This window comes from Neolewinella persica DSM 23188 (assembly GCF_000373105.1).
In the GTDB taxonomy this organism is placed as follows: Bacteria; Bacteroidota; Bacteroidia; order Chitinophagales; family Saprospiraceae; genus Neolewinella; species Neolewinella persica.
In genome coordinates this window covers 152,087-164,806 of record NZ_KB890418.1, presented here as the reverse complement: position 1 = coordinate 164,806, position 12,720 = coordinate 152,087, and the positions used below count along the sequence as shown (strand labels likewise).

The window sequence follows — 12,720 nt, the reverse complement described above, 5'->3', positions numbered from 1 at the left end:
AGCTGCTCCTGACCGACGCCATTACGGTACGGGAAGGTGTTGGCGCCAACGGTGTGGGTAACGGTCTTGGCCTTGCCTTCAACGGTGAGCTTGCCCCTGCGTCCGCGCAAAACGTGCTGCACCAGAACACGCCCAACCCGGTTCGCACCGAAACGGTAATCCGCTTCGAGCTGGCCGCTGCCGCTCCTGCGACGCTGACGCTGCGCGACGCTGCCGGCCGTCTGATCTCCGTTCGGGAAATCGACGCTGCTGCTGGTCTGAACGTGGTGGAATTGACCAACATCAAGGCTTCCGGCGTGCTGACTTACACGCTGACGGCGGGTGAGTTCACCGCNTCTAAGAAGATGGTGGTGGTTAAGTAAACTGCATGCCAGACGCTCAAAGGTCCCCTCGGGCCGCTTTGAGGTCCTTGTACCGAAGCCCCGCTGCTCCTAGATGGAGTGGCGGGGCTTTTTGTTGTATACCAAACAAGTTACAGAATTATGTAATTTTACATATAGTTTCATCCCTAGTTAAAACACACCCTCTCCAATGAACGTCAAGGCAATTTTCGCGCTGACTGCCTGGATTCTTATATCTACGCTGTCCGCCCAAAACCGTCCAACCGGTGAAGTATTCGATGCTGAACTCTATAATTCTCTCCCGCTTAAAGCAAAAGTAAGTTCCCGGAACATTTTGCCCCCACGGGCAAACCTGGAAAAGTACTGTCCTACGCCCGGTGATCAGACCAGCTACATGACCTGTGCTGCCTGGAGTTCGGCCTATCACTTCCGGACCATTATCGAAGCCAAGCAACGCGGCCTCACTGATAAAGCAGAAATTGACAAACTGGTGTACAGCCCAACCTGGGTCTACGAAATCCTGAAACAAGAGGGAGATGACACCTGTGGAGAGGGGCTTGCCACGGCACGTTCTCTGATTGTTTTCAAACAGTTGGGCGTCCCCAGTTATGAGTCGCTTCCATTTGCCTGCCTATCCGGAGACCAAACCACCAGATTTAGCAAACTGGACCCCTTGATGCCCGAAGCAGCCAAGGCAAAGATCAGGGACTTACAAATCCTGTTCCTGGCAAAGGAAGGCATCGATCCCCTGGAAAAAATCAAAGCCATCAAAAAAGTATTGGCCGAGGGTTATCCAGTATTGGTGAGTCATACCCTTTATGACAGTTTTCACTCTGCCAAAGATGTTTGGCGAACACAGCCAGGCGAAGCCACGGCGAGTGACAGCCACGGCAGCCACGCAATGGTGATCGTAGGCTACGATGACGAAAAATTCGGAGGCGCATTTCGATACCTGAACAGCTGGGGCCCCAACTGGGGAGACGGCGGCTACATTTGGGTCCCTTACAAGACTACCGGAGACCTTTGCTATGGTGCTTACCAGGCATTTCCGTTTGCCCGAAACCCCGCTCCTGCTCCCTTCACAGCACCTGCGCCCGCGCCTGAACCTGCTCCGGTTCCCGCCCCAGCTCCTGCTCCAGTAACGCCAACCCCGGATCCGGTCCCCATGGCCGATGTTTTACCAGCAGCTGGTATGGAATTTCGCCTGCGGGACGGAAGCCTGATGAAGGTGTCCCGGGTCTCCACCCGAAACCTGATTACGGAGGACGACACCGTTGACGAACGCCCCGCATACCGGATGACTTCGCCCTACCCTTCCGGCACCCGCTTCAGGTTTTACCTCGAAACTGAAAACGAAGGTTACGTCTACGCCTTTGCCTCAGACCTGACGAGTAAGGTCAATAAAATCTTTCCTTATGACGATCAGGTCTCTCCGCTGGTTGGTAACAACTCCATTATTGCCTTCCCCTCCGACACCAAAGTGATCAGAATGGATGACAACCAGGGAACTGATTATCTACTGGTCTTATTCAGCCGGCAGGCACTTAACCTCGACCAACTTACAAAAACCATGGAAGCTACCAAAGGTGGGTTAACCACTAAAGTAAAGGCTGCTCTTGGGAAGGCATTGATTGACCCCAGCATGGTGGAATATGAAGCCGGAGACGTTGGTTTCGCCGTTAAAAAAGGCGCTCAGGGGACAGTCGTTCCCGTACTTGTGGAAATCTCTCACCAGTAGGAGTGTTCAGTTTTCAGGATTCAGTTTTCAGACATCAGGGTAGTAATATCTGATGCTAAAACCTGAATCCTGAACACTGAGACCTGATCGATAAATCCTGAAAATTGAATCTTAATGTCCCATCTTTTCATCTTCAATTTTGTGCCAGGGAAATTCGATAGAATGTCGCCTGATAGTAGCCGTCAGGCAAACTTTTGCCCGGCTACGCCAGGCCAAAAGTATTTATCGTACGGCCGAATCGCTCTAACTACTTTACTCCTACTGGTTTGTATTTCACTTTCGGGGCAGTCCCCCGAGCTGGTTATCCCCGCCAACCACGGCCAACGAATTTTCAGTATGGACGTAAGTCCCGACGGGAAGTTAATGGCATCCTGTGCCGGAACTGAAGTCAGAATATGGGACTACAAATCGGGCAAACTACTCAGGTTGCTAGACCTAACGGGGCCGGAATTCTGGACAAATGACCTCAGGAGTGTTGCTTTCAGTGCCGGCGGCAGACACCTTGCTGCCATTTCTGGAAATCGGTTTTATCTGATTGATGCAGATGACCTGACTGTTCTAGTTGCCGAAGATATAACCCAAGGGATGGGGGCTAAGGACAAGTACGCCAGGGTGAGCGATTTTCAATTCGAGGTCGGAGTAGTTGCTGCACACCCAGATCGAAACGAGTTTTACTATGAAGCCCGCTACGAAAAAGAACATCGTCTGATTCGCTACGAGGCCGGCAGTAAAAAAACGTCCATAGTCGCCACCTTTGCTTACCAGGGTAAGGCTGAACGGGTCGCCAAACGCATTACTTTCAGCCCGGATGGCAACCAGGTCCTGGTCACCTATTTCACCTCTGATGACGCAGTAGTTGTGGGATTGAATGATGGCAAGGTTACTAAGTATCCGGGTGGACAATACTGGCTTCCCAACGGAAATTTATTACTGCAACGGCGGTTAGCAGCCGGGCTAAGCCTGGCGGTATACAAGCCCGATGGCACGGTGGAATGGACCAAAAGCATTGCCGGAATCGACTTAAAAGTCGGCTCTTCGGAGTATTACGATCGACACTGGGGCAACCTGGCCATCGACGAGAAAACGCAACGGTTCTACTATGGATTTGAAAAAGGTGGTATGGTTGCTGGCAACTACGTCACCGGAGAAGACGTAGTACTGGTCGACAAACCTGGAAAACTAACCAATGCCGCGCTGACGATGGGTCCAAACAGCCGCCTTCTCGTTAGTAACGGTTATCCCTCAAAAATAGCTGAAGCAGACGCGGAAACAGGCAACAACCTGCGCTATTTCGGGGTGCCGTTGCTGGCCATAAGTAATATGGTAACCGATGTGACTTCACCGCACTTTGCGCTTTCGTCGCATGCTGGGGAGAATAAGTTGGTTCAGCTGACGCCACGTGGCTTACGGGTTAAAGCAACAGGTAAAACGCAGGAGGGAACCTCCACCGCCATAAGCCCCGGAGGACAATTTGCGGCAACGATCAGTTTAAAAAACGGGATTACCTGGCTCAATGGTAAAAATGGCGAATGGTACAGCCTTCAACCCGAATTTCCGGAAGCACGTGCGGTGGCCCTCGACGTAGCAGGAAATATGGTGGTGCAGTCAGCGGCGGGATTCAGCTATTTCGAAAGCCGGGTTCCAACACCAAAATGGTCTATCGCAGGCAGGGACCATCCCGATGCCTTCGCAAAGAACTATTGGGTGGCCATCTCTCCAGACGGAGAAATGGTAGTTGTTCTGGATTTCCTGGAGGATGAAGGAAGTATTTTAGCGGCCTACAGCACCAAAAACGGTAAGCTGAAGTGGCAAGCTGAAATGGAATTCAATAACTTCACTTTTTCGCAAGATGGGCGGGAATTGATTGGCGTCGGGTACCACCATGAAGTAGTGAAGCTCAATGCTAACAACGGCAAAGAACTGTCTCGGACCGCGGGAGACAAAAGCATTTATTTTGAGCCCAGCTTTAGTGCCGACGGGGCTTTGGTCGCAGGAACCAGCAAAAAGACCGAAGGAAGAACAGACGAAACGATTGAGATCGTGGGCACCAAAAGCCTTCAGGTCGTAAAAGCACTGCGTGGGCACATCTCGACCGTCAACACTGTGGGCTTTCTGCCGGATGACTTTTTCTTATCGGCCGGTTTCGACAACACCCTTCGGCTATGGGACCTGAAGACGGGCGTTGAAATGGCCAAATTTTTCCTTTTTGACGAAACCAACGATTGGGTAATATTAAGTCCGAATGGCCGGTTTGACGCTACACCGGCAGCCATGAAACACTTGTATTACGTCCTTGACAAACGTATTATTCCGCTGGAGCAATTTTACGAAGGCTTCTATACGCCGGGGCTGTTGGGGCAACTCCTTGACCGAAAGAATACTCCTGCTCCGCCATCGGTAAACATCGGTACGGTGGCACCTCCCCCGAAGGTAACCTTGCAGTATGTAGCGGGCACCAGGAACCTGATTGTGGAAGATGACGAGGCTGACGTAAGGGAGATTCAGGCGCAGACGCAGGATGCAAAATTGGTTGTAAAAGCAGTGGCTCCCCAGAGCGACGTTGCGGAGATCAGGCTGTACCACAATGGTAAACTGGTCGGCGACAATACCCGAAACCTTACTGTGGAGGAGGATGTAGCCGAATCAGAAAAAACCTTTAACATCGTTTTGCTGCCCGGTACAAATGACTTCCGGGCAGTGGCCATCAATACCGACCGAACGGAGAGCTCCCCTGCCCTGCTCCGGTTAACCTACACTGCACCTGCGGCCCCGCCCAAAACTTCTCCTTCCGAAGGCATTACCCTGCACCTGATGACTATTGGCATCAACAGTTACAAGAACCCGCGGTACAACCTGAATTACGCCGAAGCGGACGCCAGGGGGCTGGCAGAAGCCGTTACCGTGGGCCTGAGTGGGATCGTTGGCCAAACCAAGGCCTATCACCTCCGCAATGAAGACGCCACACGACAGGGTATCCTGCAGGCCATTCAACAAATTTCCGAATCGGCTACTCCGGAGGACGTTTTCGTATTTTACTACGCCGGTCACGGTGTGATGAGCGAGGGAGCCGGCAAGGATTTCTACCTCATCCCCTGGGACGTTACCCAGCTGTACGGTAATGACCAGGGGTTGGCCAGTAAAGCCATTTCCGCCCAGGAAATGAAACAATTAGCGGCTGGCATCCCTGCCCAAAAACAGTTGTACATCCTTGATGCCTGCCAGAGTGCAGGTGCCGTTCAAAGCATTGCCTACCGGGGGGCTGCCGAAGAAAAAGCCATCGCCCAACTGGCCCGTAGTACCGGTACGCATTGGTTAACGGCCTCCGGTTCAGAGCAGTTCGCCAACGAATTCGACGAGCTCGGCCACGGAGCTTTCACCTTCGTTTTGCTCGAAGCACTCGCCGGCAAAGCATCCGGTTCCGACCTCCGGGTTACCGTAAATGAGCTAAAGGCTTATCTGGATGAGATGGTCCCGGAAATTACGCAGAAGCATACCGGGCAAGCACAGTATCCGGCTAGTTATGGGTTTGGTCAGGATTTTCCGGTTAGTGTTAGGAAGTAGTCAGGGAGCAGGACTCCGTTTCAGGCGGGGTGACGTATTGACTTAGCTATATTTTGGTGCTACGACAGGTGCAGCGACCTTACTTATTCTATAACTCTCCGTCTCGCTTCGCGAGACGAAAGCTCAATACTGCTGGTCTTCTACGACCTTGTCAGGGTACGCTAGTATCCATTCTCCTTACAAATCAGCGACTGACGCTGAAATATGGCCCTCTAAAAAGTGAGTCCTGACCGCTGAATACTGACACCTAAAGCCTGAACACTGAGTACCGAAACTAGTGTACCCCCTTCCGCTTAACCATCCCCCCCCGGGTATCATTAATACTGGCCATGGTGATGAAGGCTTTTTCATCAACACCCTGAACGATGCCGGTAAGCTTATTGATTTCTAATCGGGTAATGACCGTGTAGATGATGTCCATGTCTTCTCCTTCTTCTGAGGTACGGTAGCCACCACGACCACGATAGATGGTTACACCGGTCCCCATACGTTCAATCAGGGCCGCGCGGACCTCCTCACTCCGGCGGGAGATGATGGTTACGCCGGTATATTCTTCGACACCATCAATGACAAAGTCAAGTGCCTTGGAAGCTACTATGTAGGTAAGTAAAGAATAAAGTGCCTGCTCAATGGATAATAAGTAGGCCGCTCCACTGAAAATTACGATATTGATCAAAATGACCCAGTCACTGACTTTAACGCCAAGCCTGCGGCTGAGGTAAATGGCCAGCACTTCCGTTCCATCCAGTACACTCCCACCCCGCATGGAGAGGCCAATACCGGACCCGAGAAAGAATCCACCAAAAACGGCCACCAGCAATTTGTCCTGCGTCACTTCAGGGAAGTGAATGAAGAGCAACGTCAGGGCCAATAAGGTAATGGCTATAGCTGTCTTATAGGCAAACCGCTGACCGATTACTACTCTCGCTAATACGAGAAAAGGCAGGTTGACTAAAAATAACAATATGGGCAGTTGCCAGCCGGTAACTTCCACCAGCAAAAGAGAGATACCCGTAACTCCCCCATCGATAAAATGATTGGGAAGAAGGAAGCTCTCCAGGCCAAAAGCGGCGGCAGCTACTCCGGAAATCAGGAACAAACCGTCTCTCAACAGTTCAAGAAGTTTTCGACTCATGGGGTTGTACCGTTTTTAGAGAATGGGTTAAGGGTAGAGACCACGTAACAAAAGGAATTCATAAACGGTGGTTTTCAGGCCTCAAGGTTGCTAAAAAAATAGGCGACAACGTAACTATTGCTCACCTCATTTCAGAAAGCGATAAAAACACTCCCCCACACATCCCGGTTTGAAGACAGGGTTCCAAATTATCCGGAGCTACAAAAGAGGGCGAAAAATTGAAAAAATCAATCGAAGGAGGCCGTACCAAAATATTTGTTTTTCTCAAAATCCTCGATCATTTGTACTTCTAAAGGAGTGTTTTTCAGCACGGGGTATTTCCGCCAAAATCGGGGCTTGTATTTAATCTTGCGAATTAAATCATAGTCGCTTTCCCCATCGGACCTATCCTTCCCCAGGCGTCGGGTGGGCATTTCTTCCAATACAACGAAGGTGGAGCGGACCTCATTTGAAGAAGTTTTATCCAACTCCAGCCACACAGCATCAAGCGTTATCACGGAAGAAATGCTGGCCGGTACCAGAGATGAATTGTCACTTGACCGTTTCATACGATAAGTTACCTCATGGACTTCGTTACTCGTGCTTACTTTGTCCTTGTCGAAGGTCAATTCTAAATCGCCGGCACTAAGGATCGTAAATTCCAGCAGATCCAGTGTAGTAGTATCTACATAAACTTTAGCGGAATAGGATCCTTCCGGAGCACCATCCTGAGGGAAGCAGTTAATAATGGCAATCGTCCTGTTTTGAGATTTCAGGTATTTCTCTACGTCTACTGCATAGAATTTTTGCAATTCCATATTCAGGGGATAACCTGCTCTACCTTTTTCGTAGGCCTCAACGAAGGTCTTTATCTTCCGGGTGTAGACTGAGAAATTGTATATGTTCATCCAGCCATCGCCGGGGCTGATTGCGAAGCGGCCGGTTTCCATTTCCCAACGCATGACTCCCTCACTGCTGAGGCCAACATCGATAAAACTTTCCAAAAGGCTGGTATAACGATCGTCCACTTGAGAAGTTTGTCGGTAATAGCCGCGCCCCTTGAAGAATATGCCCGACGTACTTTTTAATTTCCCCAGTGCTCCGGAGAGAAAGCGTAATCCTTTGGAGCCATTTACTTCTACAAGCGGTAACTCTATTTTTGCGGGCGAAAGCTTTACTTGAACAATTTTCGCAGGATCAGTAAGGTTCAGCGCATAGTCTTCGTAAAGAATATGGGAGATATTGATCGCTACGCCGTAGCCCTTAGGCCATATTTCAAACTGACCAGCCCCATTAGTGATCGCTCCACCGTTGTAGCAACCGGGACAAGCAATGGTAGCATAAGGTACCGGCTCACCAGAATCGGCATCCATTACCATACCATTAAAAGAGGTCGCGATCGAATCTTCCTGAGAAAACAACGACGGGGAGAACAGGGCTAAGAGTGCCAGCAAAATAGTTGCCTTCATCAATCTATAAATTTAAGGCAAAGGTAGGTAAGCACGTTCCGTAACCGGAGTACCTGTCGCTTAAAATTGGCTTAAAAAACTAACTGGATATTTTCCGTTCACATCACCTTCTCAAGTCCCGCTTCCCAGCTTCTGTAAGCAGCCTCGAGAGTAGATTTGTTGTCTCCGGGCCTTACAGTAGCCAGTACTTCCTGCCGGCCAACGGCGGCGGACAGATCATCCGCAAGTCCGACCGAAACAGCAGAAGCCAAAGCGGCTCCAACGGCTCCGGTAGTATTGTGCACCTCAATGATTGCGCCGGTCAACGTGGCGATCGTGGCGCTAAAAACCTCACTCTGAAAAAGGTTATCGTTCCCCACCCGGATGGTACTTAAGTCAACGCCAAGCTCCTTGAGCACTTTCATACCGTACACGAAGGCGAAGGCGACCCCCTCCAATCCGGCCCGAACGACATGGGCTTTGTCGTGCCGGTTAAGGTCAAGGCCCAGCAGGTGAGCGCCCACATTTTTATTGCCGAGCATCCGCTCCGGACCGTTGCCGAAGGGTAGAAAGTGAAGCCCGTCGCAGCCGGCCGGAACACCGGAAGCCATTGCTTCCATATCGCCGTAGCTGAGGCTGGCGTCGCCCACCAGGTTTTTCACCCAACGGTGTAGAATACCTGCACCATTGATGCACAGCAGTACGCCGATCCGGGGTGTACCGCCCTCATGATTGACGTGGGCGAAGGAATTGACCCGTTGGCCGGGATCGAAGGCCAGTTGATCCGTAACGCCGTAGACCACGCCGGAGGTGCCGCCCGTGGCGGCCACCTCGCCGGGGGCGAGGACGTTGAGGCTCAGGGCGTTGTTGGGCTGGTCGCCCGCACGATAGCCGACGACGGTACCCGGCATCAGGCCAAGTTCTTTTGCGGCAGTTTCATGGAGTACGCCCTGCTTTCCTACGGCGGGCACGCGGGGAGGAATGAGTGCTTTATTGAGGCCCATTTCATCCAGCACCAGGCTGGCCAGTTGGTCTTCTTTGAAATCCCAGAAAACGCCTTCGCTGAGGCCGGTAACCGTGGTGGTGGCTTCGCCCGTCAGGCGCAGGGCGATGTAGTCTCCCGGGAGCATGGCGTATTTTGCCCTGGCGTAGTTGTCTGGTTCGTGATCAGCCACCCACTTAAGTTTTGCGGCGGTAAAATTGCCCGGGCTGTTGAGGCAGTGGCTGAGGCAAGCCTCGGAACCAATGCTTTTGAAGGCTTTGTCTCCCATTTCCACGGCGCGGCCGTCGCACCAGATGATGCCTGGGCGAACGACCTGGTGGTCAGCATCCACCAAAACCAGGCCGTGCATTTGGTAGCCGATTCCCACTGCTTTAATGTCTTTGCTTTGCACCTGCGTCCGCGCCAGAATATCCTGCGTGGCAGCCACTACATATTTGTACCAATCCTCCGGGTTTTGTTCCGCCCAACCAGGTTCCGGCACGTCCATTCCCATTTCGGTATCAGGGGCCGTCACGCGGGCCAGCACCTTTCCCGTTTTCGCCTCCACTAAGGCTGCTTTTACTGAAGAAGAACCGATGTCATAACCTATGGTATACACGAGTGAATGGTTGAATGGGTGAATAAAAGAAGGGAGCAAGAATGTACTCCGGAACGAACTCCGCGTTTCTCCGCTTCTCCGTGCGAAAATTTAAAGCATTCCCGCGCGAAGTGGCGGAGCAGCGGTGTGGCGGAGAGAAAACAGAAAGCCGGCGAGTACGGGAGAACTGGAGGGTGAGTAATGAGCAAAGCCCGAAGATAAGCACTCCTTTCTTAGGCGTTTCGATACCATCGATTCCGATTTCGAAATTTCCGGGCGGGGCCGCAGGTGCAGAATAGGATGGATAGGAGCAAGGGGGGGAAAGCGCCAGTTTTTTCCCATCTTTATAGCCGTTATTCCATCATTTACGCATTAAGTCCCCCTCCCTTGAAACGAAGCTTCTACCTCCTGCTCCTCCTTACTTTCTCCTTTTCCGCCTTCGGCCAGAAAATAAAGTTCAAGAAACGGCAAATCCTTTTTGACAAGGAAGTTGCCTACAACTTCGATAAAACAGCTGGCAAGGGATTGGTCGAAGATCGGGCATTTGCCATGACCACTGTCACTGGAGACACGATCCTCACCTTTGAACCCGTTTCGCTTCATTTTGAGGTATTGCCCTTCCAGAAAGAGGCTACCTATTTCGATACTTATCATCTGATGAAGCTGCACGAAACGGGAGAATCCATACCGGTCGATTATTCTCCCATCGGCCTGCCCAGCCGTGCCTTTCAATACATGAGGAGCACTAATCTGCTTACGCCTGACGGCCTCGATTACGATCAACTGAAGCCCTTCGTCAAATTAATGGGCTCCGCCCAGAATATCATTGATGATCATCGTCAGGAGAACCGTAACCGACGAGATCGATACGAGACTACCGTTGCCAAATATGGCGAGGATGCCTACGTTGGCCGAAACGATGGGGCCGTTGTTTTAGTCAAAGACAAAATTCAGATTAATAAGGTCAATATTGGCCGATGGGCCGAAACGGGGAAGAAAAACGGAATTGGCAAAACGGGGAAGAAACTGGAATTCGTTGTCTACATGGTTAAAAACATGAAAGGCAACAACATTGCCCAACTGCACATGGCACTGGCTGAAAACCGGATAATCGTTCTTCCGGAAGTGGATGATGAGCGACATGAACTGGACTTTATACCGACTGTGGTCGCGACCAAGACGACCGATTTACTTAAGAAAGCAGCGCAAAAATTGGTTGACCTGGGGTATTTGTAGTAGGCTACTAATATTTACAACTTGCCCGACGGGGAAGCAGACACGCAAAAGCCCCGTACATCGGTTGATGTACGGGGCTATTTTTACACACTATTCGTCATTTGGTTTTTAACCAATTTAGTATTGGTTAGGCCAGTGCGAGGGAAGCGGCCGCAGGAAAGTCAACCGTTACTTTAGTAATTCCGTGCAGGTAATTCGTCACCGTGATTTCGGAAATAACCAGTACGGCGTCCACTACGGTCTCCCGGGTATAGCCAGCAGCCAGTAGCGCATCGACCGTTTCCTGGGAGGGCTTGCCACGTTGCAAGGCCGTTTCGCTGGCGAATACAGCTAAAGCATCAAGCTTCGTGTCGAAAGAGGCGTAGCCTTCCCGCAGTTCGAGGGTCTGCTCTTCCGTAAAGCCTTGTCCTTTGCCAATTGCGGTATGGGCCGCCAGGCAGTAAGAGCATTCGTTGACCTGGCTTACGGCCAGGTTGATGACTTCCTGCTCTTTTTTACTTAGGCTGGACTTGCCATTAGCGTAGCCAAGGAAGTTACTTAGTGCGTTTTCAGAATGTGCCAGGGTAGCGTAGAGGTTAGGAACGAATCCAAGACCTTTTTCCAATTGGTCGAAGATGGCCTGGTTGGCGGTAGATACTTCGTTACGGGTGGGAACTGAGAAATTTGCCATACTAAAATTGTTATTATTAATTGATTAGAAATAATGTCGGAGATTGCTTTCCCCTTTTGACATGGCAAAGATGCAGTGGGTAAGCAGCGGTTCACTTACCGATGCTTCCCGGGGGGATGTCAGTTTTTCCTTTTGTGGTGTTTGGAGACTTATTTCATTCGATGTAGGATGGTTAAGGGTGCGAAAATCCTCGTCCGACGAGCCAGCTCCTCCGTCACGTCCCGACAGAAGAGCGATTCCTTTCCCGCCACAGCCACCATTCCACCAATAGCAAATTACCCAACCACCCCAGCCAGGCCACCACCCGGTAGGTATCCATCGGTGGCGGAGCAAAAACCGCCACGATCCCAAACTTCCACAGCCTCAGGGTGACGGCAGACAGCGTAAGAGCATAGCTACGGAGCATAAAGGCCCGGTGCCTTGGCCAGTCTTTCCGGCGGGCAAGCTGCAGCGCGCGCGCCGTAAAGCCAAACCACAGAACAGCCTGCAGGCAAAAACTGAGTTGAGACCAGGGGCCACCGTTGGCGTGTACGCCCATCACCAGGCCCGTGGGTGCCGCAACTAATAGGATGAGTCCCACGTAAATCATTCCCAGGCTCCGATGGGCAACAGGCCAATTACTGCGGACTGTTGTCGAGAATTGGCTCATGCCGGCCAATAACACGAAGATGCTGGTGTACACGTGGCCGAAAAAAGACCACTGATAATATGGTCGGCTGATCTCCGCTTCTTTGAGACGAAGAAAGGCTACGTCAAAGTTCACCGGTACATACTGGAGGGTGATCAGGGCCATTAGGTAGGCGAAGTAGGCCAGGGCTAGGTAGACTCCCAGGCTAAAGGCCTTTCCTATGGCCATTTTTACAATTTGTAAAATTCTTGCCCCATTCCCTCGGTCCCTCTCCCCCGGAGAGGGACGACTCTTCGGTAGCGACTTAAGGCAAGTATTAGTGAATTTCAGCACGTGATTATGACTTTTGAAGTCTAAGCTTTTCCTTCATTTTACCTAAAAACACAAATGCTTGGGTCACCCCT

Annotated in this window: 9 protein-coding genes; 4 read left to right on the top strand and 5 right to left on the bottom strand. The window is 51.3% G+C overall.

Annotated elements, in window-relative coordinates; translation table 11 throughout:
- Positions 1–53 precede the first annotated feature (53 nt).
- The 3 genes from B036_RS0105530 to B036_RS0105520 all read left to right on the top strand — a co-directional run bounded on the left by B036_RS0105530 (position 54) and on the right by B036_RS0105520 (position 5,640).
- Entirely contained in the window at positions 54–362 is a 309-nt protein-coding gene (locus B036_RS0105530; RefSeq protein ID WP_455014365.1) for a T9SS type A sorting domain-containing protein, read from the top strand.
- A gap of 169 nt (positions 363–531) precedes the next feature.
- Positions 532–2,079, top strand: coding sequence for a DUF4384 domain-containing protein (locus tag B036_RS0105525; protein WP_020567696.1), 1,548 nt, complete (start codon positions 532–534; stop codon positions 2,077–2,079).
- A 114-nt stretch (positions 2,080–2,193) separates the two neighbouring features.
- On the top strand, positions 2,194–5,640 hold the full coding sequence (locus tag B036_RS0105520; protein WP_083926143.1) for a caspase family protein: 3,447 nt from the start codon (positions 2,194–2,196) through the stop codon (positions 5,638–5,640).
- 274 nt (positions 5,641–5,914) lie between these two features.
- Here B036_RS0105520 and B036_RS0105515 read toward each other — a convergent pair whose 3' ends face one another.
- The 3 genes from B036_RS0105515 to B036_RS0105505 form a co-directional block, all read right to left on the bottom strand.
- Positions 5,915–6,775 carry a YitT family protein gene (locus B036_RS0105515; protein WP_020567694.1) on the bottom strand — a complete coding sequence of 287 codons (861 nt, stop codon included), beginning with the start codon at positions 6,773–6,775 and terminating at the stop codon, positions 5,915–5,917.
- A gap of 227 nt (positions 6,776–7,002) precedes the next feature.
- The gene (locus B036_RS0105510; RefSeq protein WP_020567693.1) at positions 7,003–8,223 is read right to left on the bottom strand and encodes a peptidase associated/transthyretin-like domain-containing protein; all 1,221 of its coding nucleotides are present in this window, start codon (positions 8,221–8,223) and stop codon (positions 7,003–7,005) included.
- A 98-nt stretch (positions 8,224–8,321) separates the two neighbouring features.
- A complete protein-coding gene (locus B036_RS0105505) occupies positions 8,322–9,803 on the bottom strand; it encodes a xylulokinase (RefSeq protein ID WP_020567692.1) in 1,482 nt (493 codons plus the stop codon).
- 366 nt (positions 9,804–10,169) lie between these two features.
- Here B036_RS0105505 and B036_RS0105500 point away from each other — a divergent pair, with 366 nt between their 5' ends.
- The gene (locus B036_RS0105500; RefSeq protein WP_020567691.1) at positions 10,170–11,018 is read left to right on the top strand and encodes a hypothetical protein; all 849 of its coding nucleotides are present in this window, start codon (positions 10,170–10,172) and stop codon (positions 11,016–11,018) included.
- Between the two features lie 127 nt (positions 11,019–11,145).
- On the opposite strand, the gene B036_RS0105495 is transcribed toward B036_RS0105500, so the two are convergent.
- Positions 11,146–11,688, bottom strand: coding sequence for a carboxymuconolactone decarboxylase family protein (locus B036_RS0105495; RefSeq protein WP_020567690.1), 543 nt, complete (start codon positions 11,686–11,688; stop codon positions 11,146–11,148).
- A gap of 214 nt (positions 11,689–11,902) precedes the next feature.
- Positions 11,903–12,544, bottom strand: a complete 642-nt coding sequence (locus B036_RS0105490; protein WP_020567689.1) for a DUF2306 domain-containing protein — start codon at positions 12,542–12,544, stop codon at positions 11,903–11,905.
- Positions 12,545–12,720: the final 176 nt, after the last annotated feature.